17 protein-coding genes and 1 pseudogene are annotated in these 24,094 nt (G+C 70.0%); 14 read left to right on the forward strand and 4 right to left on the reverse strand.

Going from position 1 to position 24,094, the window contains the following annotated elements; translation table 11 throughout:
• The first annotated feature begins 9 nt into the window (after nt 1–9).
• Nucleotides 10–1,137, forward strand: coding sequence for an NAD(P)-dependent alcohol dehydrogenase (locus HWW87_RS17575; RefSeq protein ID WP_175821351.1), 1,128 nt, complete (start codon nt 10–12; stop codon nt 1,135–1,137).
• A gap of 163 nt (nt 1,138–1,300) precedes the next feature.
• Nucleotides 1,301–2,470 carry a helix-turn-helix domain-containing protein gene (locus tag HWW87_RS17580; protein ID WP_244107289.1) on the forward strand — a complete coding sequence of 390 codons (1,170 nt, stop codon included), beginning with the start codon at nt 1,301–1,303 and terminating at the stop codon, nt 2,468–2,470.
• Nucleotides 2,471–2,693: 223 nt separating this feature from the next.
• Here HWW87_RS17580 and HWW87_RS17585 read toward each other — a convergent pair whose 3' ends face one another.
• Nucleotides 2,694–3,599, reverse strand: a complete 906-nt coding sequence (locus HWW87_RS17585) for a LysR family transcriptional regulator (protein WP_175821353.1) — start codon at nt 3,597–3,599, stop codon at nt 2,694–2,696.
• Between the two features lie 158 nt (nt 3,600–3,757).
• On the opposite strand from HWW87_RS17585, the gene HWW87_RS17590 reads away from it, so the two are divergent.
• Entirely contained in the window at nt 3,758–4,534 is a 777-nt protein-coding gene (locus HWW87_RS17590) for a glucose 1-dehydrogenase (protein WP_175821354.1), read from the forward strand.
• 28 nt (nt 4,535–4,562) lie between these two features.
• On the opposite strand, the gene HWW87_RS17595 is transcribed toward HWW87_RS17590, so the two are convergent.
• Nucleotides 4,563–5,765 carry a sugar transporter gene (locus HWW87_RS17595; protein WP_175821355.1) on the reverse strand — a complete coding sequence of 401 codons (1,203 nt, stop codon included), beginning with the start codon at nt 5,763–5,765 and terminating at the stop codon, nt 4,563–4,565.
• 211 nt (nt 5,766–5,976) lie between these two features.
• On the opposite strand from HWW87_RS17595, the gene HWW87_RS17600 reads away from it, so the two are divergent.
• Both HWW87_RS17600 and HWW87_RS17605 read left to right on the forward strand, forming a co-directional pair.
• Nucleotides 5,977–6,651, forward strand: a complete 675-nt coding sequence (locus HWW87_RS17600) for an HAD family hydrolase (RefSeq protein WP_027785977.1) — start codon at nt 5,977–5,979, stop codon at nt 6,649–6,651.
• Nucleotides 6,652–6,877: 226 nt separating this feature from the next.
• Nucleotides 6,878–7,309 (forward strand): hypothetical protein, encoded by a 432-nt coding sequence (locus HWW87_RS17605; protein ID WP_175821356.1) that lies wholly within the window; start codon nt 6,878–6,880, stop codon nt 7,307–7,309.
• 30 nt (nt 7,310–7,339) lie between these two features.
• Here the strand turns inward: HWW87_RS17605 and HWW87_RS17610 are convergent, their stop codons facing one another.
• Both HWW87_RS17610 and HWW87_RS17615 read right to left on the reverse strand, forming a co-directional pair.
• Nucleotides 7,340–8,047: a succinate dehydrogenase/fumarate reductase iron-sulfur subunit gene (locus HWW87_RS17610; RefSeq protein ID WP_175821357.1), complete on the reverse strand. Its 708-nt coding sequence runs from the start codon at nt 8,045–8,047 to the stop codon at nt 7,340–7,342.
• Between the two features lie 85 nt (nt 8,048–8,132).
• The gene (locus tag HWW87_RS17615) at nt 8,133–8,375 is read right to left on the reverse strand and encodes a DUF6566 family protein (RefSeq protein ID WP_174429771.1); all 243 of its coding nucleotides are present in this window, start codon (nt 8,373–8,375) and stop codon (nt 8,133–8,135) included.
• A 177-nt stretch (nt 8,376–8,552) separates the two neighbouring features.
• Between HWW87_RS17615 and HWW87_RS17620 the strand changes: the two are divergent.
• From HWW87_RS17620 to glgX, 9 genes and pseudogenes are all read left to right on the forward strand, one after another.
• A pseudogene (locus HWW87_RS17620) lies at nt 8,553–9,011 on the forward strand (MgtC/SapB family protein); the annotation flags it as partial.
• Entirely contained in the window at nt 8,947–9,285 is a 339-nt protein-coding gene (locus HWW87_RS17625) for a hypothetical protein (protein WP_175821358.1), read from the forward strand. The pseudogene HWW87_RS17620 and the gene HWW87_RS17625, both read left to right, overlap by 65 nt.
• Nucleotides 9,282–11,480: a VTT domain-containing protein gene (locus HWW87_RS17630; RefSeq protein WP_175821359.1), complete on the forward strand. Its 2,199-nt coding sequence runs from the start codon at nt 9,282–9,284 to the stop codon at nt 11,478–11,480. The genes HWW87_RS17625 and HWW87_RS17630 overlap by 4 nt, the downstream gene beginning before the upstream one ends.
• Nucleotides 11,471–12,262, forward strand: coding sequence for an endonuclease/exonuclease/phosphatase family protein (locus HWW87_RS17635; RefSeq protein ID WP_175821360.1), 792 nt, complete (start codon nt 11,471–11,473; stop codon nt 12,260–12,262). Before HWW87_RS17630 ends, HWW87_RS17635 begins: the two co-directional genes overlap by 10 nt.
• Nucleotides 12,263–12,291: 29 nt before the next feature.
• Nucleotides 12,292–12,780: a phage protein NinX family protein gene (locus HWW87_RS17640; RefSeq protein WP_175821361.1), complete on the forward strand. Its 489-nt coding sequence runs from the start codon at nt 12,292–12,294 to the stop codon at nt 12,778–12,780.
• Between the two features lie 151 nt (nt 12,781–12,931).
• A complete protein-coding gene (locus tag HWW87_RS17645) occupies nt 12,932–16,324 on the forward strand; it encodes a maltotransferase domain-containing protein (RefSeq protein ID WP_175821362.1) in 3,393 nt (1,130 codons plus the stop codon).
• Entirely contained in the window at nt 16,324–19,734 is a 3,411-nt protein-coding gene (treS, locus tag HWW87_RS17650; protein ID WP_175821513.1) for a maltose alpha-D-glucosyltransferase, read from the forward strand. Before HWW87_RS17645 ends, treS begins: the two co-directional genes overlap by 1 nt.
• Nucleotides 19,731–21,938 carry a 1,4-alpha-glucan branching protein GlgB gene (glgB, locus tag HWW87_RS17655; protein WP_175821363.1) on the forward strand — a complete coding sequence of 736 codons (2,208 nt, stop codon included), beginning with the start codon at nt 19,731–19,733 and terminating at the stop codon, nt 21,936–21,938. The genes treS and glgB overlap by 4 nt, the downstream gene beginning before the upstream one ends.
• A gap of 32 nt (nt 21,939–21,970) precedes the next feature.
• A complete protein-coding gene (glgX, locus tag HWW87_RS17660) occupies nt 21,971–24,088 on the forward strand; it encodes a glycogen debranching protein GlgX (protein ID WP_175821364.1) in 2,118 nt (705 codons plus the stop codon).
• The last annotated feature ends 6 nt before the right edge of the window (nt 24,089–24,094 follow it).

Here is a 24,094-nt window from a genome sequence, read left to right on the forward strand (position 1 = left end):
AGACCGACGATGTACACCGAACGCGATACACGCGCCGTCACCGCGGCCGTCGCGCGTGCTGCCGGCGCGCCCTTCTCGATCGAAGCGGCCCGCATCCGGGCGCCGCGCGGCGACGAGGTGCTGGTGCGCGTCGTCGCGACCGGCTTGTGCCATACCGACCTGATCGTGCGCGACCAGTACTATCCGGTGCCGCTGCCGGCCGTGCTCGGTCACGAAGGCGCCGGCGTGGTCGAGGCGGTCGGCCCGAACGTGAAGACGCTCGCCGCAGGCGATCACGTCGTGCTGACCTACGGCGCGTGCGGCCACTGCGCGTCGTGCGTCGGTGGTCACGGCGCGTATTGCCGGCAGTTCTTCGCGCTGAATTTCGGTGGCGCCGACGCCGACGGGCAGACGGCCATCCGCGACGAAGCCGGACAGCCGCTGCACAATCATTTCTTCGCGCAGTCGTCGTTCGCGAGCTACGCGCTCGCGCGCGAGAACAACGCGATCAAGGTGCCGAAGGAAGCGCCGCTCGAACTGCTCGGCCCGCTCGGCTGCGGGATCCAGACCGGCGCGGGCGCGGTGATCAACTCGCTCGCGGTGCGCACGGGCAGCAGCTTCGCGAGCTTCGGCGCGGGCGCGGTCGGCATGAGCGCCGTGATGGCCGCGCGTATCGCCGGTGCGACGACGATCATCGCGGTCGATATCGTGCCGTCGCGGCTCGCGCTGGCGCTGGAGCTCGGCGCGACGCACGCGATCAACAGCCGGGAAGTCGACGTGGTCGACGCGATCCGCGAGATCACCGGCGGCGGCGTCGACTTCGCGCTCGAATCGACCGGGCTGCCGGCCGTGCTGTCGCAAGGAATCGACGCGCTAGGCTCGCGCGGCACGATGGGCGTGGTCGGCGCGCCGAAGCTCGGCACCAAGGCCGAATTCGACGTGAACAGCCTGCTGCTCGGCGGCCACACGATCCGCGGCATCGTCGAAGGCGACAGCGTGCCGCAGACGTTCATCCCGCAGCTCGTGCAACTGCACCTGCAAGGGCGGTTTCCGTTCGACCGGCTGGTGAAGTTCTATCCGCTCGAGCAGATCAACCAGGCGGCGGAAGACAGCAGCAACGGGAGCACGCTCAAGCCGATCCTGCGTTTGCCGCATTGAACGCCGGTAACGTCGCCGGCCGCCGACGCAAACCGGCGGCACGCGGCGGCACCCTTGCCGGAACCGAAAATACCCTGCTTCAGGCGCCGGGCTATATTACGCATTCGCGCGACACGCCGGCCGGCACACCCGGCCCGGACATTCGACCCACATGGAGCGCAGCGTGAACCCAGCCCCCGACTCCCTTTCACGGCCGGTCGACCTCGACCGGCTCCGCGCCCGCTTCGCCGCGGGCGAGCCGCTGCCGGAAACGGCGTTGCCGGCCAGCGTCGCGCGCTCGTGGCTGCGTTCGCGCGACGCCGGGCTCCGGCCGTGGCAAACCGCCCGCTATGAAATGCAGCGCGAACCCGACGAGTCGCGCGCGGACCGGCGGCTGACCCGCTGCATCGCGCAGGAGATCGAGCCGCTGTGGGCCGCGTTCGGCGGCTGCGAATGGACGATCATGTGCGTCAATCCGCACGGCACGATCGTCCACGCACGGCGCAGCCCGCAGTGCGACGACGCGCTGCTCACGCCGATCGTCGCCGGCCGCCGGATCGTCGAGCCGAACATCGGCACGACCGCGCCGAGCTGCGTGATTCACGATGGCGCCGAAACCGTCGTCGCAGGCGCGCAGCACTATCTCGACGAGTTGTCGCGGGTGTTCTGTCTCGCGGTGCCGCTGGTCGGCTTCGACGGCGAAGTGATCGGTGCGCTCGATATCACCGGCATCGGCCGGCGCAATGTCGCGCAGTTGCGCGAGTCGTTCCGGCACGCGTCGCTGTCCGCCGAGCAGCGGCTCTATGCGATGCTGCGCGACTGCCATCTGCTGCAGGTGCAGCATGACGCGCGCTGGCTCGGCACGCCGCTCGCCGGCGTCGTCGCGCTCGACGAAGCGGGCCGCGTGCGCGCGGTGAGCCGCCTGGCACGCCAGATGCTCGACCTCGCGCCCGCCGGGCCGGTGGCGCCGTACGATCTCCGGCAGCTGTTTCCCGGCGCGACGCCCGCGCAGCAGCGCCGTCTGCTGACACCGGCACGCACGCCGCAGCGGATCGCGCGCGACGATGGTAGCCACGTATGGGTGCGCACCGTGCGTGCGCCGCTCGGCCGGGCGACGATGGCGCGTCAGGCCGATTTGCTCGAAGAAGCCGCCGATATGTGCAACGTGGCGCCTGCCGCCAGTCCGCAGGCGAGCCTGCACGAGCAGTCGCTCGATGCGATCCGGCGAACGCTTGCCGAGCACGACGGCAACGTGTCGGCGGCCGCGCGGCAACTCGGCATTTCACGCACGACGCTGTACGCGAAACTTCGGCAGCTCGATGCGGCGGGGATCCGGCACGACGGGCCGCATTGACGATCGGGATGAAGCGGGCCGTATGGCGATGGCGCCAAGCCACTGCCCGCCGCTCATGCAGCCGCAACGCGAGCCACGCGATCCCGGCCGCGCACGCACCGACCACACCGCCGAAGGTGCCGATCCACGGCAGCCCGAAGTCGCCCGCAATCACCGAATGCGGGTGCGCCGACACCATGACGATGTCGCAATGTGTCGGCCGACGGCACAGCGGCGGCGAACCCTACTCGCGCCACGTCGCATCCGCGAGCTTCGCCACCAGTTCGTCGTACACCACCCGGATACGCCTGGGCATCGGGCCGCGCCGCGGCCGATAGACGTGCAGCTTCCACGGCTCGGGCTCGAGGCTCCGCAACACCCGCACGAGGCGCCCCTTTTTGACGTACGGCCGGACCAGATATTCCGAGCACTGGCCGATCCCCACCCCCGCGCACACGGCCTCGATCTCCGCCTCAGCGTCATCCGTCAGGTAAGCCGGCGACGACGGCACGAACTGATGCTCGCCGCGAAACATCCACGGCCACGGGCGCCCGCTTGCACGATCGATCAGGCACGTCACCGGCATCGCTTCGAGTGCCTTGCGGTTTTTCGGCTCGCCCAGCCGCCCGATCAGCGACGGCGCGGCCACCACCCACATCGGCAACGGCCCGACCATACGCGCGACGAAGCGGTTGTCGCCGATCGCGCCGACGCGCACGCCGATGTCGATCTGCTCGTCGACCACCGGCGACGGCACGTCGGACAGCCGCAGATCGGGCACGAGCCCCGGATACCGCTGCATGAGGCCGGTGAGGACCGGCTGCACGTAATGCCGCCCCATGCCCGACGGCGCGGTGATCCTGACGACGCCGACCGGCTCGTCGCGTTGGCCGGTGATGGCGGGCCCGAACAGCCCGTCGACGGCGGCCAGCGCGCCCTGCGCGTCGCGCGCGAACGACTGGCCGAACGCTGTGATCCGGATGCTGCGGGTCGTCCGGTGAAACAGCGTTTCGCCGAGCATCTCCTCCAGCTCGCGCACCGCGCGCGTGACGACCTGCGGCGACACGCCGAGCCGTGCGGCCGCCTCGCGAAACGTCGGCGCCGCGGCCGCCGCGGAAAAGATCTTCAGGAGGTCGAGGCGGTTGAGCATGGGAAGCCTTTATGATGCTCGCGACAAAGCGATTTTAATTCCTCAAAAAGGAATTCTAAATGCGCCATTGTTCCATTTTCTTGTCGCCGCCGCGCGACCACAATGCGCATCAGACGTCGCTTCGACGCAACGGGTCAACCACCATGGAGAAACGCCTCATGAACGCAAGCACGCACTCTGCCCCACTCGAAGGCCGCATCGCGCTGGTGACGGGCGCCAGTTCCGGCATCGGCCGCGCATCGGCGATCGAACTCGCGCGGCGCGGCGCGAAGGTCGTCGTTTCCGCCCGGCGCAAGGCCGAACTCGATCGGCTGGTCGACGAAATCGCGACCGCCGGCGGCGACGCCAGGGCATTCGCCGCGGATGTCGCGAACGAAGCCGATCTCCGCAAGCTGTTCGATTTCACGGTGTCGGCCCACGGACGCCTCGACATCGCGTTCAACAATGCGGGCACGGAAGGCGTGTTCGCGCCGCTGCTCGAGCAGGACGCGGAAAGCTACGACCGGGTGTTCGAGCCGAACGTGCGCGGCGTATTCAATTCGATGAAGTTCGCGGCCGACATCATGCTGCGCCAGGGCGCGGGCAGCATCATCAACAATGCGTCGATGGGCGGCGTCATCGGCTTCGAGAATGCATCGGTGTATATCGCGAGCAAGCACGCGGTGATCGGGATGACGAAGACGGCTTCGATCGAATGGTTCAAACGCGGCGTGCGCGTCAACGCGCTGTGCCCGGGGCTGATCGATACGCCGTTCCATCATCGCGGCATCTGGCCGTCGGAAGAGGCACGGCTCGCCTTTGCCGAATCGACGCCGGCCGGCCGCTGGGCGTCGGCCGACGAGATGGCGACGATCGTCGCGTTCCTCGCGTCGGACGATTCCAGCTATGTGTCGGGGCACGCGCTCGTGGCCGACGGCGGCTATTCGGTCGCGTGATCCACCGGGCGCGCGCCGCGCAGCGGCTTCAAGGCGCGGGGGCCGCGACCGCCGCTTCCCGTTTCGCGTGGAGCCGCAACGCGGCCCACGCGATCCCGGCCGCGAAGATCGCGACCACGCCGCCGAAGGTGCCGATCCACGGCAGCCCGAAGTCGCCCGCGATATGGTTGCCGAGCAGCGCGCCCGCGCCGATGCCGACGTTGTACAGCCCGGAGTAGATCGACACGGCCAGGTCGGTCGCCTCCGGCGCCAGCTTCAGCACCCACGCCTGCATCGCCAGCCCGAAACAGACGATCGCGCCGCCCCACACCAGCGTGTGCACGGACAGCGTGACGATGTTCAGCGCGCACGGGAACAGGATCAGCAGGCAGCCCGACAGCGCGACGATCGACGCCAGCAGGAAATCGTCGGGCCGGTGCGGATAGACGCGATTGAAGCAGAGCGCGGCCGGCAGGCCGGCGACGCCGAACAGGATCAGCACGTACGTGATCCGGCTGTTGCTCGCATGGTTGATGCTCTGCACGAACGGTTCGATGTACGTGTACGACGTGAAGTGCGCGGACACGACGAGCACGGTGATCGCGTACAGCGCGACCAGCGCCGGCTTGCGCAGGAACACCCCGATGCTGCTCAGCGACCCTGCGCCCTGGCTCGGCAGCAACGGCAGCGTGGCGCGCAGCAACAGCAACACGACGCCCGCCGCGCCCGCGATGATCAGGAACGTGACGCGCCAGCCGAACGCCTCGCCGATCACGCGGCCGAGCGGAATCCCGGCCACCATCGCGATCGCCGAGCCCATCGCGATCAGGCTGAGCGCACGGCTTTTGCGGTCGCTCGGCGCGAGCCGCACCGCGAGCGGAATCGAAATCGACCAGAACACCGCATGCGCGCATGCGATGCCGAGCCGGCCGATCATCAGCACCGTGAAATTCCACGCGAAGCCGGTCACGACATGGCTGCCGACGAACACCAGCAGCGCGACGCTCAATAGCTTGCGGCGCTCGACGTGCCGCGTGACGAACGTCAACGGCAGCGATACGACCGCGACGGCCCACGCGTAGATCGTCAGCATCAGGCCGACCGCGGTCGGCTGCATCTGCAGGCTGTCGCCGATCGCGCTCAACAGCGCGACGGGCACGAATTCGGTGGTATTGAAGATGAAGGCGGCGAGTGCCAGGGCCAGAACGCCCCACCACGATTGTTCGGAACTGACGGCGTCGGGGGTTGCCATACGGGGATTCGACGAAGGTTGGTCGCGCGCGGGCGGCCCGCCCGGCGCATCGGCGCGATTGTACCAGCGGTGGTCGACACGCTGCCGCCGGACGCGGCGCGTGCGACGCGGGCGGCGCGGGACATGGCGGTGACACGGCCGCGCGCCGATAATGTGACGAATTGGGTTTTGCCGACGATTTGCCCGAACGCCATCGGGCCAGGAGATTCACATGCGCATTGAAACGTCATTTCTGTTCGATCTCGACGGCACGCTCGTCGACAGCGTCTATCAGCACGTGCTCGCGTGGAAGGAAGCACTCGATGCCGAAGGCATCGAACTGTCGGTGTGGCGCATCCATCGCAAGATCGGCATGAGCGGCGGCCTGTTCCTGAATCAGCTGCTGCGCGAAACGGCCGGCGACATCGACGCGGAGCGCGTCGAGCGGCTCGCCCGGCTGCATGCGGCCGCGTACCAGCGACTGCGCGCGCAGGTGCGGCCGCTGCCGGGCGCGCGCGAGCTGCTGGCCGCGTTGTCGAACGCCGGCATTCGCTGGGCGATCGCGACCAGCGGGCGGATGGAAACCGCGGCCATCAATCTCGAAGCGCTCGGCGTCGATCCGGCGAAGAACGTGGTCGTCACGCGCGATCAGGTGAAGTACGCGAAGCCGGACCCGGACCTGTTCCTGACCGCCGCCGCGAAGCTGAACGTGCCGATCGAGCATACGGTGGTGGTCGGCGACAGCATCTGGGACATGCTCGCCGCCGCCCGCTGCCGCGCGCTGGGTGTCGGGCTGCTGTCGGGCGGCTACGGCAGCGACGAGCTGGAGCGTGCGGGTGCATTGCGCGTGTATGACGATCCGGCAGATTTGCTGTGGCATCTCGACGAGGTGGCCGCGCGGCCGTGAGCGCTGGTGGGCCTGTTGACGTTGACAACGGGTCTACACGAGGGTCGGCGCAGCAATCGCACGCCACTTTTCGGCAGCTTGCGTGGACGACAAGCTCGACGGAAAAGGTGCACGCTCAACCGAAATACACCTTGGCGCTCTGCTCGGCGGCATCTGACACTGCGCGCACCTCCAGATAGCTCGGCCGCCGTGCAGCTGTCAGGATTAAATTGAGCCTCGGCGAAATATGCAGGTCACCAGAAAAAATTTAATCGCGATCGCGCTCGTTTTGGCGCTGGCGATTCCGTTTCTTGCGTTGCGGAAATCCTATGAGGGTTGCGCAAGCTATACCCAGGCTCTCAACGGGGGAACGAAAGCGTTCGGTGGCGAGAAATACAAAATCGAGCTGTGTGGGGCGCGTCGCTCTTTTGGCGACGGCGACGAAATTCGGCTCCACGTGATAGGGCCGGCAGAGGATGTGCTGGCGGAGCGGTATTTTGCGGTACGCACGATCAACGATGCAGCCCCTCGGGAACTGGAGTACGGCGACGACACTATTTTCTACTACGACCAATCGAAGTCGTCTCCATTGCGCTTCATCGCCATGCCGCCTTCCAAAATGGACGGGTGGACGGCGCGAATACCTTTGCTGCAACGACTGATCGCGTTATTTTCATAAGTTCGAGCGCAAGCATTCGGACGTCGCGCGTCACACCGCCCGCCTGACCAGCATCGTCCGGATCTCCGAAATCGCCTTCGTCGGATTCAGCCCCTTCGGGCACACGTCCGTGCAGTTCATGATCGTCCGGCAGCGGAACAGCCGGTACGGATCCTCGAGATTGTCGAGCCGCTCGGCCGTCGCCAGATCGCGCGAATCGGCGATGAAGCGGTACGCCTGCAGCAGCCCGGCCGGGCCGACGAACTTGTCCGGATTCCACCAGAAGCTCGGGCACGCGGTCGAGCAGCACGCACACAGGATGCATTCATACAACCCGTCGAGCTGGTCGCGCTCTTCCGGCGATTGCAGCCGCTCGCGCGCGGGCGGCGTCGTGTCGTTGATCAGGTATGGCCGGATCGAGTGGTACTGGTTGAAGAAGTCGGTCATGTCGACGATCAGGTCGCGCACCACCGGCAGCCCCGGCAACGGCCGCAGCACGATCTCGCGCGGCAGCGTCTGCATGTTGGTCAGGCACGCGAGGCCGTTCTTGCCATTGATGTTCATCGCGTCCGAGCCACAGATGCCTTCGCGGCACGAGCGTCGATACGACAGCGTCTCGTCGCCGCACTTCACGCGGCCGAGCACGTCGAGCAGCATGCGGTCGGCCGGGTTCACGTCGATCTCGTAGCGCTGCATGTAAGGCGACGTGTCGCGATCGGGATCGTAGCGGTAGATATGCAGGGTGCGCGGATCGCTCATCGGTTCCTCCCGGCGCGGGCCGTCATGGGTTCACGGGGTGCTGCGCGTGCCGTCGCGGCACACGGCGCCGCAAGCGCCATGCCGGTCAGTCGTCGTCCACGCGCTTGTCGATCAGATAGCGGCCGCGCTCGAGCCCCGCGCGCAGCGCCTCGACCTCGGTCAGCCATTCGGGGCCGGCGGCCTCCGGTACAAGCAGTTCGATGCGCGCACCGGCGACGTACACCTGTACCTCGTCGCGCCATGCGCCCCGCTCGTTGGGGTGCGCCCAGACGAGAATCTCGTGACCGCGATACGGGTCCCGAACCTGTGCATCCTGTTGATGTGCCACGGTGGCCTCCTGTCTTATCTGCGATGGCGATGCAAAAAATGCGCGCCGCCTGCGGGCCGCGCACACCGTTGGCCATGTGCGCACGTGCCGTGCCCGGCCGGCACGCTGCTTGCGTCCCTTTTCCGCATCGAACCGCTGCCGGGCCCGCATCGCGCAGGGCCGGAACGGATGCCCCTCATGCTCGGCCACCTCGAATTACTCGGACGCCTGCCGCTGGCCGCGCTGCTCGGCAGCGTGATCGGGCTCGAACGCGAGCGCCTGAACTGGGCCGCCGGGCTTCGCGCATGCTCGTGTGCGTGGGTGCCGCGCTCGTGATGCTGGTGTCGACGTTCGGCTTCGAGGACGTGCGCGGGCAGAACGGCGTCGTGCTCGATCCGTCGCGGGTCGCCGCGCAGGTGGTGTCCGGCATCGGCTTTCCGGGCGCGGGTTCGATCCGGCTGCGCGGCGAAAGGGTGCGCGGGTTGACGACGACGGCGAGCCTGCGGGCGGTGGCCGGCATCGGCCTTGCCGCGGGCGGCGGCATGGTGATTGCGTCGACCTGTCAACCCGACACCTCGTCAAGGAGTTTCGTGTGACCCATACCGACCTGCTCTCCTATCTCGTGACGAGCCAGCTGACCGTGCGCATGCGCAGCGGAGCCTGGCTCACGACCAGCCAGCTGGTCGGCGCGCAACGCGCGTGGCTCGCGAGCCGGCACGCCGAATGCGACTGGCTCGACCGGATCAGGATCGCGCACGCGTCGGCGACGATCGCGCAGGAGATCTACGAGATCGCGGTCGCGTACGGCGATCCGCACAGCGGCGAACGCGTGCGGCTCGATGCGCATTCGCCGGAACTGCGGGCGCTGCGCGCGCGCTGCGACGCGCTGCTGCAACGGATCGACGGCGACCGGGACGTCGGCGACCGATGATCGTGCCGGATCGCGCGATCCGCGCCGACGACCGCCGGCTCGACGCCGCGCCGGCGGACGGCCCGCCGCGGCACGGCCTGCTCGAACGCGGGCGCAACTGCGACGCGATCCGCGGCGCGGACCGCTTCGCGATGCTGGTCGACGGCGACGCGTACTTCTCGACGCTGCGCGCCGCGCTGCTGCGCGCGCGCCATACGGTGTTCATCGTCGGCTGGGACGTGGACAGCCGGATGCGGCTCGCGCCCGGCGGCGCCGGCGACACGTTGCCCGACACGCTCGCGGCCTTCCTGCACGCGCTCGCGTCCGCCCGCCACAACCTGCGCATCTACGTGCTCGCGTGGGACTTCGCGATGATCTACGCGCTGGAGCGCGACTGGCCGCCCGTGTATCGGGCCGGCTGGCGCGCGCATCGCGGCATCCGGTTCCGGCTCGACGATGCGCACCCGCGCGGCGCGTCGCATCACCAGAAGCTGGTCGTGATCGACGACCGGCTCGCGTTCGTCGGCGGCCTCGACCTGACGCGCGCGCGCTGGGACACGCCCGCGCATGCGGCCGACGACCCGCGCCGCCGCGACGAGCACGGCATGCCGTACGGGCCGTTCCACGACGTGCACGCGATGTTCGACGGCGACGCGGCCGCCGCGATCGGCGAGCAGGCGCGGGCCCGCTGGCTACAGGCGTGCGGGCGCCCGATCGCGATCCGCGCGCAGCGCCATCTCGACCGGGCGGACGACGACGATCGGTGGCCGCCCGATGCGCGCGTCGACGTGCGCGACGTGCGGCTCGGCATCGCCTATACGGCGCCGCGCCACGGCGGCCGCGAGCCGGTACTCCAGGTGCGCGCGCTCGTCGAGGACGCGATCCGCGCTGCGCAGCGGCACCTGTATGTCGAAAACCAGTACTTCACCGCGGCGGTGGTGCGCGAAGCGTTGTCCGCGCGCCTCGCCGACGCGCACGGGCCGGACGTGACGGTCGTCGCGCCGCGCGTGCAGAGCGGCTGGCTGCAGGAAGCGACGATGGGCGTGCTGCGCGCGCGGCTGCACGCGACGCTCGCGTCGGCCGACCGCTTCGACCGCTACCGGCTGCTGTATCCGCACGTCGACGGGCTCGGCGACGCGTGCGTAAACGTGCACAGCAAGGTCGCGATCGTCGACGACGAATGCATCGTGATCGGCAGCGCGAACCTGAACAACCGCTCGATGCTGCTCGATACCGAATGCTGCATCGCGCTCGTCGCGGCCGGCGATGCCCGCATTCGCGGCGCGATCGCCGGCATGCGCGAGCGGCTGCTGGCCGAGCATCTCGGCACGACGCCCGCGGCGGTGGCCGACGCGTTCGCGGGCGGGGAGCGGCCGAACGCCGTACTCGACCGGCTGCGCGCGAAACCGGGCCGCACGCTGCGCACGCTCGACCCGGCCGTGTCGCCGCAATTCGAGGCGCTCGTGCCGGTCAGCGCGCGGCTCGACCCGGAGCAGCCGATCGAACCGGACCAGTTCGTCCGCGAATTCGTGCCGCACGAGCAGCATCGCTCGCTCACCGCGCGCTTTTTCGTGCTCGGGGCGATCGTGCTCGCGATCGCCGCGCTGGCGCTCGCGTGGCGCTTCACGCCGCTGGGCGCACACCTGAACGTCGCGTCGCTGTCGCGTGCGGTGGCCGGCATCGCGCGGCTGCCGGCCGCGCCGGCGCTGCTGCTCGCGGCCTACGTGGTCGCGGCGACCTTCGCGGTGCCGATCACGCTGCTGATCGCCGCGACGGGGCTCGTGTTCGGCGCGTGGCCGGGCTTCGCGTATGCCGGCGTCGGCTCGATGGCGGCCGCCGCCGCGACCTACGGGCTCGGCCGCTGGCTCGGGCGCGACGCGGTGCGCCGGCTCGCCGGCCCGCGCGCGAACCGGCTGAGCGAGCACATCGGCCGGCGCGGCGTGGTCGCGATGGCCGCGCTGCGGCTGCTGCCGATCGCGCCGTTCACCGTCGTGAACCTCGTCGCCGGCGCGTCGCACATCGGGCTACGCGACTTCCTGATCGGCACCGCGCTCGGGATGCTGCCCGGTATCTTGCTGACCGTCACGTTCGCGCACCAGCTGACCGCGGCGCTCAGCCATCCGCGGCCCGGCGCGTTCGCGTGGCTCGCGGCGATCGGCCTCGCGCTGGTCGGCGTGTCGATCCTGCTCGTGAGGGTGCTGCGACGATGGCGCTGAGCACACACGCGGCCCCGCCGCCGCACGTCGTCACCGCCGACGCGGCACCCACCGCCGCGCCGGGCGGGCGCGACCTGCGGATCGCGACCTACAACATCCACGGCGGCTACGGCGCGTGGCCGGCGCGCGCGGCCGACCGGATCGCGGCGGTGATCGACGAGCTCGACGCGGACGTGATCGCGCTGCAGGAAGTGCCGCTCGGCGGCACGCGTGCGCCGGACGTGCTCGCGCACCTGCGCGACGCGACCGGTATGCACGCGGTGGCGGGCCCGACGATCGACACGCCGGAGCGTCGCTACGGCAACGCGGTGCTGTCGCGCTGTCCGATCCGCGCGGCGCGCACGCTCGACCTGTCGTTCCACCCGCGCGAGCCGCGCGGCGCGCTCGACGCCGACATCGACTGCGGCGCCGGCACGATCCGCGTGGTCGCGACCCATCTCGGGCTGTCGGCCAGCGAACGCAGCGCGCAGGTGCAGCGGCTGCTCGCGGCATTCGACACGGGCGCGATGCCGGTGATCCTGCTCGGCGACATCAACGAATGGTTCGTGCACGGCCGCGCGCTGCAGGCGCTCGTCACGCGGTTCCGGCGCGCGCCGGCGCCGCGCACGTTCCCGACCGTGTGCCCGGTATTCTCGCTGGACCGGATCTGGATCCATCCGGGCGAGCTGCTGGTCGACGTAGTCGTGCATCGCAGCGCGCGGGCGCGGCACGCGTCCGACCACTACCCGCTGGTGGCCCGGATGCGCGCGACGCCCGCGACGGGCACGGCGCTTGCGCGGTGAGCTTTTTTTCGATCCGACGGAGCCCGCTCATGCGAACCGACGCACTCGACGGAAAGGATCTCGATTACTGGTGCGCACGCGCGTTGTGCGTCGATGACGAAGACACGCTGCGCTTCACGGCAGTCGCGCCGACCGTCGTCGTGACGGCCGCGTGCGACGCGTTCCGGCACCTCGATGCGCCGTTCGCGCCTTCGGCGTCGTGGGCCGATGCGGGCGCGGTGCTCGATCGCGTGGACGACCTGCGGATCGCCCGCCACGGCGACGACGTCGAATGCGACGCGACCTTCGTCGACGGCCCGTCGGCCTGCGGGGCCTGCGGCCACACGGCGCGCGAGGCGCTGCTGCGCGCGTTCGTGCGCGCGCGCTTCGGCGACGACGTGGACGAGCCGCCGCCATTCCCGCACCGGATCGAACATGGCGCGGTGGTGCGGTATGACCCCGGTGTGCCGATTCCGGATACGGACGACGATCCGGCGACGGGCGACAGTTCGGATATTCGGTCGATACCGCGCATGTAGTGCACGCGCGGGCCCGGCGGTCATGTAAAAACCACAGTCCCCTTCAATCCGCATTCCCGTCGATGCCCCGCCCCGCTGGCGATTGCGCAGCAGGCACGCCAGTTGCGACGCACCGGCTTTACCGCTCGCCGCCACCCGCCCGCGCCACGCCATGGACTCCACACCACCGTTCGCTCCGCACCTCTACTTCTGCGACGCCCGCCTCGTCGGGCCGCTCGACGCGTGGCCGCAGACCTTCGCGCATATCGCGGGAATGGGCTTCGATCACGTGCTCGTCGGCGCGTTCTGGGCCGCGAGCGTTGCCGGCTTTCCGCGCCACGTGGCCGATTTCCGGCGGCCGGCCCATTCCTTCGAGACACGTGCGAGCGCGCTCGAAACCTTCTCGCGCCTCGTGCAACTGGCGAAGGGCCACGGGCTGCGCCTGCTGCTCGAAGTCGTGCCGGATCGGATCGCGCGCGAGAACCCGCTGCGCGCCGAGCATCCGGACTGGTACGTCGAGCGCCCGCACGACGACGCGCTGATCGATCCGCGCGGCACCGCGCACGGGCTGGATATCGCCCATGCGAACACCGGCGACGAAGCGACGCGCGACGCGCTGTCCGCGTGGTGGTGCGCGCATCTCGCGACGTTCGCCGACGCGGGCGCCGCGGGTTTCCTGATCGACGCGCCGCACCATCTGCCGGCCGACTGGTGGCCGGGCTGGCGCGCGGCGCTGCACCGTGCGCGCCCGGATGTCGCGGTGCTCGCCGGCGTGCCCGGCCATGCGCGCGACGCGCTCGCGCAGCTCGAAACCGCCGGGTTCGACGCGGTGTTTTCATCGGTGCGCTGGTGGGACCTGCACGCACCGTGGTTCGCGGACGAACACCGGCTGCTGCGGCGCATCGGCGCGCCGATCGCGTTTCCCGATGCGCCCGACGGCCCGCGTCTCGCCGACGATTGGCCCGACGCCCCGGACGACACCGTCGCCCGCGCATATCGCCGCGCGCTGTGGACGGCCGCGGCCGTCGGCACCGGCTGGCTCGTGCCGATGGGCTTCGAGCGCGGCGTGACGGTGCCGCTGATGGCGCGCGACGCGGATGCCGAACGCTACCGCGCGGCGTTCGAGCGCGCCCGTTTCGACCTGTCCGGTGCGCTCGCCGATGCGAACGCGTGGCGACGCGCCACGCCCGTTGCGGCGGCCCGCGGCGAAATCGTGCAACTGAGCGCGCCGGGCGCGAGCGCGACCGTGCTGCTGCGCGGCACCGGGCCGTCGCTCGAACACGACGACGCGGCGTTGCTGATCGCGCTGAATCCCGATCTCGACGCGCCAGCGACGGTCGACCCCGCGACGATCCTGCCCGGCGTGCCGGGCGGCTTCACGCGCGTCGCCACGCAGGGCGGCGCGCAAACGCATCCGCCGGCCGCGCTCGAGCCGTTCACGCTCGCGCCCGGCGCGTATGCGCTGCTGCACGCGTGGCAGGCGCCGCCCGTCACGGCGCACGCCGACGCCGCGCGCGAGCGCACCGCGCTGTCGGCAGCGCTCGCCGCCGACCGGATCGCGATCGAGCGCGTCGAGCCGTCGGTCGACGGCGGCCGCTTCGCGATCAAGCGCGTGATCGGCGAGCCGCTCGTCGTCCGTGCGTCGATCTTCACGGACGGCCACGCGCATCTGGCGGCCGTACTCCAGTGGCGCGCCGCCGACGACGACACCTGGCGCGAAGTCCCGTTCGAAGCCGAGCCGAACGACCGTTGGCACGCACGCATCATGCTCGACCGGCTCGGTCGCCATGAATTTCGCGTGATCGCGTGGCGCGACGACTGGGCGTCGCTCGTCACCGACATCGGGAAAAAGCGGGCCGCCGGCCAGGACGTGACGCTGGAGGTGCGCGAAGCGCAACTGCTGCTCGCGACCGCGCTGAAGCTCGCCGAGCCGGCCGATCCGCGCGCGGTCACGCAGATGAAACGGCTCGCCGCCGAGCTCAAGGACGCGTCGCCCGACGACTGCCTCGCGCGGATCGGCGCGCCCGCGCTCGCCGACGCGTTCGCGGCGCTGCGCTACCGCCCGTTCGTCACGCACGACGCGACGACCTACCCGGTCGACGTCGAACGCCGCAAGGCGCGCTTCTCGAGCTGGTACGAGATGTTTCCGCGCTCGGCGAGCGACGATCCGCACCGGCACGGCACGTTCGACGACGTGATCGCGCATTTGCCGCGCATCCGCGACATGGGTTTCGACGTGCTGTATTTCCCGCCGATCCACCCGATCGGCACGTCCGCCCGCAAGGGCCCCAACAACAGCCTGACCGCCGGCCCCGACGACGTCGGCAGCCCGTACGCGATCGGCTCGCCCGACGGCGGGCACACGGCCGTGCATCCCGAACTCGGCACGCTCGACTCGTTCCGCGCGCTGATCGACGCCGCGCGCGTGCACGGGCTCGAGATCGCGCTCGATTTCGCGATCCAGTGCTCGCCCGACCATCCGTGGCTCGCCGCGCATCCGGGCTGGTTCGCGTGGCGGCCCGACGGCTCGCTGCGCTTCGCGGAGAATCCGCCGAAGCGCTACCAGGACATCGTGAACCCCGATTTCTACGCGCCGGACGCGCTGCCCGACCTGTGGCTCGCGCTGCGCGACGCGGTGCTGTTCTGGGTCGACGCGGGCGTGCGGATCTTCCGCGTCGACAACCCGCATACGAAGCCGCTGCCGTTCTGGGCGTGGATGATCGCCGACGTGCGCGGCCGGCATCCGGACGTCGTGTTCCTGTCCGAGGCGTTTACGCGCCCGGGAATGATGTATCGCCTCGCGAAAGTCGGCTTCTCGCAGTCGTACACGTACTTCACGTGGCGCGAGTCGAAGCGCGACTTCATCGACTACCTGACCGAGCTGACGGCCGGCCCCGCGCGCGAATTCTTCCGGCCGAACTTCTTCGTCAACACGCCCGACATCAACCCGCGCCACCTGCAGAACGCGCCGCGCTCGCAGTTCGTGATCCGCGCGGCGCTCGCGGCGACGCTGGCCGGCTCGTGGGGCCTGTACTCGGGCTTCGAGCTCGGCGAATCGGCGCCGCTGCCGGACAGCGAGGAATACGCGAATGCCGAGAAATACGAGCTGCGCGCGCGCGACTGGAGCAAGGCCGCGCACATCGGCACGGAAATCGCGCGGCTGAACCGCGCGCGGCGCGATCACCCGGCGCTGCAGACGCATCTCGGGCTCACGTTCGTCGATGCGGACAACGACTCGGTGCTCGTGTTCATGAAGGCGACGCCCGCGTTCGACAGCGTGGTGGTGGTCGCGATCAGCGTCGACCCGTGGCATCCGCAGGCCGCGAACTTCACGCTCGACGCGGCGCTGTGGCGCGGCCTCGGGCTGGTCGACGGCGAACCGCTCGATGCGCTCGAACAGGACGCCGCGCAAGCGGAAACCTGGCGCGGCCATCGCCAGTACGTGTCGCTCGATCCGCACGTGCGGCCGTACGCAATCTGGCGGCTCGCGCCGTCTCCGGGCGCCGCGCGGGCGGCGACGCCCGCGCCGGACGACGCCCGACACTCTTCGGGAGCCCACGGATGATGAAACGCGAAGATTCCCTCGACGACGTGCGCCGCGCGCAATTCCCGTCGCTCGCGCCGGCCGGCACGCCGCGCCGGCGCCGCGCGCGCCGCCGCGAACCCGCGCTCTGTGCGGACGATCCGCTGTGGTACAAGGACGCGATCATCTACCAGGTGCACGTGAAGTCGTTCTACGACTCGAACAACGACGGCATCGGCGATTTCCCCGGCCTGATCGCGAAGCTCGACTACATCGCCGAACTCGGCGTCGACACGATCTGGCTGCTGCCGTTCTATCCGTCGCCGCGCCGCGACGACGGCTACGACATCGCCGACTACCGCGACGTGCATCCCGACTACGGCACGCTGGCCGACGTGCGGCGCTTCATCCGCGAAGCGCATTCGCGCGGCATCCGCGTGATCGCCGAGCTCGTGATCAACCACACGTCGGACCAGCATCCGTGGTTCCAGCGCGCGCGCCGCGCGAAGCCCGGCTCCACGCATCGCGACTACTACGTGTGGTCCGACACCGACACGAAATACGCGGGCACGCGGATCATCTTTCTGGATACCGAAACGTCGAACTGGACCCACGACCCGGTGGCCGGCCAGTACTACTGGCACCGCTTCTACTCGCACCAGCCGGACCTGAACTTCGACAACCCGGCCGTCGTGCGCGAAGTGATCCAGGTGATGCGCTTCTGGCTCGACCTCGGCATCGACGGGCTGCGGCTCGACGCGGTGCCGTACCTGGTCGAGCGTGAAGGCACCAACAACGAGAACCTGCCCGAGACGCATGCGATCCTGAAGCGGATCCGCGCGACGATCGACGCCGAGTACCCGAACCGGATGCTGCTCGCGGAAGCGAACCAGTGGCCGGAAGACGTGCAGGAATACTTCGGCAACGAGGACGAATGCCACATGGCGTTCCACTTCCCGCTGATGCCGCGCATCTACATGTCGATCGCGAGCGAGGACCGCTTCCCGATCCTCGACATCATGCGGCAGACGCCGGCGCTCGCGCCGAGCAACCAGTGGGCCGTGTTCCTGCGCAACCACGACGAGCTGACGCTCGAGATGGTCACCGATTCGGAACGCGACCTGCTGTGGCAGACCTATGCGTCCGACCGGCGCGCGCGGATCAACCTCGGCATCCGGCGCCGCCTTGCGCCGCTGATGGAGCGCGACCGGCGCCGCATCGAGCTGATCAATTCGCTGCTGCTGTCGATGCCGGGCACGCCGGTGATCTACTACGGCGACGAGCTCGGGATGGGCGACAACATCCACCTCGGGGATCGCGACGGCGTGCGTACGCCGATGCAGTGGTCGTCGGATCGCAACGGCGGCTTCTCGCGCGCCGATCCCGAACTGCTGGTGCTGCCGCCGGTGATGGGCTCGCTGTACGGCTATGACGCGATCAACGTCGAGGCGCAGACGCGCGATCCGCATTCGCTGCTGAACTGGACGCGCCGCATCCTCGCGACGCGCCGCGCATCGCAGGCGTTCGGGCGCGGCACGATCCGCTTCCTGCGTCCGGACAACCGCAAGGTGCTCGCGTACCTGCGCGAGCTGGACGGCCACGAGCCGGTGCTGTGCGTCGCGAACCTGTCGCGCGCATCGCAGGCGGTCGAACTCGACCTGTCCGAATTCGCGGGCCGCGTGCCGATCGAGATGACGTCCGACTCGCCGTTTCCGCCGATCGGCCAGCTCCCGTATCTCCTCACCTTCCCGCCGTACGGGTTCCTGTGGTTCGTGCTCGCCGAGCATGGCCGCGAGCCGTCATGGCGGCAGCCGCATGCGGAGCCGCTGCCCGAATACGTGACACTCGTGATGCGGCGCGGCGATACGCGGCCGGACGTCTCGCAGCTGCACGCGCTCGCGCACGACGCGCTCGCGTCGTGGCTCGCGCGGCGGCGCTGGTTCGCGTCGAAGGATCGCAAGATCGGCGACGCGTGGCTGAACGTCGTCACGCCGATCCCGGACGAGCCGTTCCAGTATGCGGAGGCGTGGGTGTCGGCGAGCGACGGCGGCGCCGAACGCTACGTGGTGCCGCTCGCGACCGCCTGGGGCGGCGAGACCTCCCATCCGCTGTTCGCGCAACTGGCGCTCGCGCGCGTGCGGCGCGGCCATACGGTCGGCTACCTGACCGACGCGTTCGCGCTGCCGGCGTTCGCGCGCGGGATGCTGCGCAAGCTGCGCGACGGCGCGACGGTGCCGACGGCCGACGGCGGCCGGCTCACCTTCCTGCCGGAAGACGCGCTCGCCGGGCTCGACCCGGGCGACGACGCGGAGGTGCGCTGGCTCGCGGCCGAGCAGAGCAACAGCTCGCTCGTGATCGGCGACGCGATCGTGCTGAAACTCGTGCGCAAGGTCGCGCACGGCATTCATCCGGAAGCGGAAATGAGCCGGCACCTGACGCGCATCGGGTATGCGAACACCGCGACGCTGGCCGGCGAAGTGGTGCACGTCGATCCGGACGGCACGCCGCATACGGTCGCGATCCTGCAGCGCTACGTCGACAACCAGGGCGACGCATGGACGCGCTCGTTCGACTTCCTGCGGCGCGCGATCGACGAGCTTGCGCTGCCCGCCGCGGACGAAGGCGACGCCGCCGAAACGGACGAAGAGCCCGATGCGCTGCTCGGCTACGCAGCGTTCGCGGGCATCATCGGCACGCGGCTCGGCCAGTTGCACGTCGCGCTCGCGCAGCCGTCCGACGATGCCGCGTTCGCGCCGGAGCACGCGACGCCCGAGCACGTCGACAGTTGGTGCATGGACGCGATCGCATCGTTCGAGCGCGCGCTCGACGTGCTGCGCACGCGGCTCGATGCGCTCGATGCGCCCACCCGCGCATCGGCCGACGCGCTGCTCGCGTCGCGCGACGCGGCCGTGGCGGCGCTCGGCGAACTCGTACCGCGCACGCTCGATGCGCAATGCACGCGGATTCACGGCGATTTTCATCTGGGCCAGGTGCTCGACGTGCAGGGCGACGCGCTGCTGATCGACTTCGAAGGCGAACCGGCGCGCGCGCTCGAGCGGCGTCGCGCGAAATCGCATCCGCTGCGCGACGTGGCCGGCCTGCTGCGCTCGCTGTCGTACGTGAGCGCGACCGCGCAGTTCGCGATCGAGAAGGCGCCGCCGCAGGCCGCCGGCCGCAAGCGCGCGCTGTTCGACCGCTTCGGGCAGGCCGCCGCCGACCGCTTCGTCGAATGCTATCGCGCGGCCGCGGACCTCGCGCCCGCGCGCTTCGTCGACCCGCGCTACGCGGACCGCCTGCTCGCGCTGTTTCTGATCGACAAGGCGTCGTACGAGCTGTGCTATGAGGCCTCGAACCGGCCCGACTGGCTGAGCGTGCCGGTCGGCGGGCTCGCGGCGCTGGTCGAGCGCCTGCTCGGCGACGGCGTGCTGCCCGACGACGGAGGACACCCATGACCGACACGCTGTTCGAACGCGCCGATATCGACGCGCTGCTCGCCGGCCGCCATCCCGATCCGTTCGCGTGCCTCGGGCCGCACGAACAGGCCGACCAAGTCGTCGTGCGGGCGCTGCTGCCCGGCGCCGAACGGGTGCGCGCACTGTCGCCGGACGGCGCCGAACTCGGCGCGCTCGCGTGCATCGATCGCGCCGGCTGCTTCGCTGGGACGATCGCGCACGACGGCGACTGGCGCCATTACCTGCTCGCGATCGACTGGCCGGATGCGCACCAGGTGACCGACGACGCGTACGCATTCGGCACGCTGCTCGACGACGCGGCGCTCGCGCGCTTCTCGGCCGGCGATCCGAGCGCCGTGCTCGACTGCCTCGGCGCGACGCCCGTGCGCATCGACGATACCGACGGCGTGCGCTTCGCGGTGTGGGCGCCTAACGCGCAGCGCGTGTCGGTGGTCGGCGATTTCAACGGGTGGGACGGGCGCCGCCATCCGATGCGGCTGCGGCGGCCGTCGGGCGTGTGGGAGCTGTTCGTGCCGGGCATCGGCGCGGGCGAGCGCTACAAGTACGAGCTGCGCGCGGCCGACGGCCGCGTGCTGCCGCACAAGGCCGATCCGTGCGCACGCGCGACCGAAGCGCCGCCGCGCACGGCATCCGTGGTCGCCGACGTCGCGGCGCTCGACGCGTTCGCGTGGCACGACGACGGCTGGATGCATGCGCGGCCGCGCATCGATCGCTATCGCGTGCCGTGGTCGATCTACGAGGTCCATCCGGAATCGTGGCAGCGCATCCCCGAGGAAATGGAGCGCAGCGCGACGTGGGACGAGCTGGCGGAACGGCTGATTCCGTACGTCAAGGGCATGGGCTTCACGCACGTCGAGTTCATGCCGATCGCCGAATACCCGTTCGGCGGCTCGTGGGGCTACCAGCCGCTCGCGCAGTTCGCGCCGTCCGCGCGTTTCGGGCCGGTCGACGGTTTCGCGCGGTTCGTCGATCGCGCGCATGCGGCCGGCATCGGCGTGATCGTCGACTGGGTGCCCGCGCATTTTCCGAACGATGCGCACGGGCTCGCGCAATTCGACGGCAGCGCGCTGTACGAGCATGCCGATCCGCGCGAGGGCATGCATCCCGACTGGAACACCTGCATATTCAACCTCGGGCGCACCGAGGTCAGCGCGTTCCTCGTCGCGTCGGCGCTCGCGTGGGCGCGCCGCTATCACGTCGACGGCATCCGCGTCGATGCGGTCGCGTCGATGCTGTACCGCGACTATTCGCGCAAGGAAGGCGAATGGGTGCCGAACGTGTACGGCGGCCGCGAGAACCTCGAATCGGTCGCGTTCCTGCGCCGGTTGAACGACACGCTGCACGGTGCGGTCGCGCCGGCCGGCGTCGTCACCGTCGCGGAGGAATCGACCGCGTGGCCGGGCGTCACCGCGCCGACCGCCGACGGCGGGCTCGGCTTCGACTTCAAGTGGAACATGGGCTGGATGCACGACACGCTCGCGTACCTGCACGAAGACCCGATCCACCGCCGCTATCACCACGACCGGATGACGTTCGGGCTCGTGTACGCGTTCTCCGAGCGCTTCGTGCTGCCGCTGTCGCACGACGAGGTCGTGCACGGCAAGGGCTCGCTCGTCGCGAAGATGCCCGGCGACGCGTGGCAGCGGCTCGCGACGCTGCGTGCGTATTTCGGTTTCATGTGGGCGCATCCCGGCAAGAAGCTGCTGTTCATGGGCAGCGAATTCGCGCAATGGGCCGAGTTCGCGCACGATGCGACGCCGCACTGGGACTTGCTCGACGCGCCCGCGCATCGCGGCGTGCAGCGGCTCGTGCGCGACCTGAACCGTACGTATGCGGCCGAACCGGCGCTGCATGCGCTCGACTGCCATGCGGCCGGGTTCTCCTGGCTGATCGGCGACGACCGCGACAACAGCGTGTTCGCGTTCGCGCGCCGCGACGATGCGGGGCACCTGGTCGTCGCCGTCTGCAACTTCACGCCCGTGCCGCGCGCCGGTTACCGGCTCGGGCTGCCCGCGCCCGGTCATTGGCGCGAACTGATGAACACCGATGCCGCGCCGTACGGCGGCACCAACGCCGGCAACGACGGCGCCGTGTGGGCTGAACCGGTGCCCGCCCACGGCGAGGCGTGGTCGGCGACCTTGCGCCTGCCGCCGCTCGCGACACTGTGGCTCACTCCCGCTTGACTTCTCGCGCCCTCGACACGGAGATTCGCCCCATGCCGACCGCCCTGCCCGCCCGTCTCGAACCCGGCCGCAGCTACCCGCTGGGCGCCACCTGGGACGGACTCGGGACCAACTTCGCGGTATTTTCCGCGCATGCGCAGCGCATCCAGCTGTGCGTGTTCGATCCGACCGGCCGCAAGGAACTCGCGCGCCTCGACCTGCCCGAATGCACCGACGAGGTATGGCACGGCTACCTGCCCAACGCGCATCCGGGCACCGTGTACGGCTTTCGCGCGGATGGCCCGTACCAGCCGCAGCACGGCCACCGCTTCAATCCGACCAAGCTGCTGCTCGACCCGTACGCGCGCAAGCTGGTCGGCCAGTTCCGCTGGTCGGACGCGCTGTTCGGCTATCGCGTGCATTCAAACCGGGCGGACCTGTCGATCGACCGCCGCGATTCGGCGCCCGCGATGCCGAAGGCCGTGGTCGTCGACGAGGCATTCGACTGGAGCACCGACCGCCGCCCGAACGTGCCGTGGCGCAGCACCGTGATCTACGAGACCCACGTGCGCGGCGCGTCGATGCGCCGCGCCGGGCTGCGCCCGCCGGAGCGCGGCACGTTCGCGTCGCTCGCGCATCCGGCGTTCGTCGATCATCTGCTGTCGATCGGCGTGACGACGGTCGAGCTGCTGCCGGTTCATGCATTCCTGCAGCAGCGCGCGCTGGTGCATCGCGGGCTGCGCAACTACTGGGGCTACGACACGGCCGCGTTCTTCGCGCCGGAACCCGCGTACCTCACGACGCGGCGGCTCGACGAAATGCGCATCGCGATCCGCCAGTTGCATGCGGCCGGCATCGAAGTGGTGCTCGACGTCGTCTACAACCATACGGCGGAAGGCAACCAGCTCGGGCCGACGCTGTCGTGGCGCGGCCTCGACAACGCGAGCTATTACCGGCTGCGGCCCGACGATCCGCGTTACCACGTCGACGAAACCGGCTGCGGCAACACGCTGAACATGTCGCATCCGCGCGTCGTGCAGATGGTGATGGACTCGCTGCGCTACTGGGCGACCGCATTCAACATCGACGGCTTCCGCTTCGATCTCGGCGTGACGCTCGGCCGCGAGGATCACGGCTTCGAGCCGGGCGCGGGGTTCTTCGACGCATTGCGGCAGGACCCGGTGCTCGCACAGCGCAAGCTGATCACCGAACCGTGGGATCTCGGCCCCGGCGGCTATCAGCTCGGCCGCCATCCGCCCGGTTTCGCCGAATGGAACGACCGCTTTCGCGACACCGTGCGGCGCTTCTGGCGCGGCGACGCCGGACAGCGCCCGGAACTGGCCGCGCGGTTGTCGGGCTCGGCCGACCTGTTCAACCACGGGCGGCGCCGCACGTGGGCGTCGGTCAATTTCATCACCGCGCACGACGGCTTCACGCTGGCCGACCTCGTGTCGTATGCGGGCAAGCACAACGACGCGAACGGCGAGGACAACCGCGACGGCCGCGACGACAACTGCAGCGCGAACTGGGGCGCCGAAGGGCCGACCGACGACGAGGCGATCCGCGACGTGCGCGCGCGCGTCGCGCGCTCGATGCTCGCGACGCTGTTTACCGCGCTCGGCACGCCGATGCTGGTAGCCGGCGACGAATTCTGCCGCACGCAGCAGGGCAACAACAACGCATATTGCCAGGATAACGAACTGTCGTGGCTCGACTGGGAGCTGGCGCACAGCGACGGCGGCGTGCAGATGACGCGCTTCGTATCGCGGCTCGCCGCACTGCGGCGCATGTACCCGGTGATGTCGGCGCCGCGTTATCCGTCGGGCGACCGCGACGGCGCGCCGGGCATGCGCGAGATCGCATGGTTCGACGAACGCGGCGACGCGCTCACCGTGCCCGCATGGGAAGACGGCGAAGGTCGCGCGCTGACGATGCGGCGCGTCGGCACCGGACGCACCGGCCGCACCGAGGCGTTGCTCGTGATGCTGAACGCGTCGGCCGACACCATCACGTTCATGCCGCCCGCGCCCGTGCTCGACTACCGCATCCTGCTCGACACCGCGACACCCGACTCGGGCCCGCGCTCGTGGCCGGAAGCCGGGTTCGACGTCGCCGCGCACGCGGCCGTGATCGCGGTCGCGGCCGTGCCGCCGCCCGATCAGCCTTCTTGAGGACCG

This window comes from Burkholderia sp. BCC0419, from assembly GCF_902830285.1.
GTDB lineage: Bacteria > Pseudomonadota > Gammaproteobacteria > Burkholderiales > Burkholderiaceae > Burkholderia.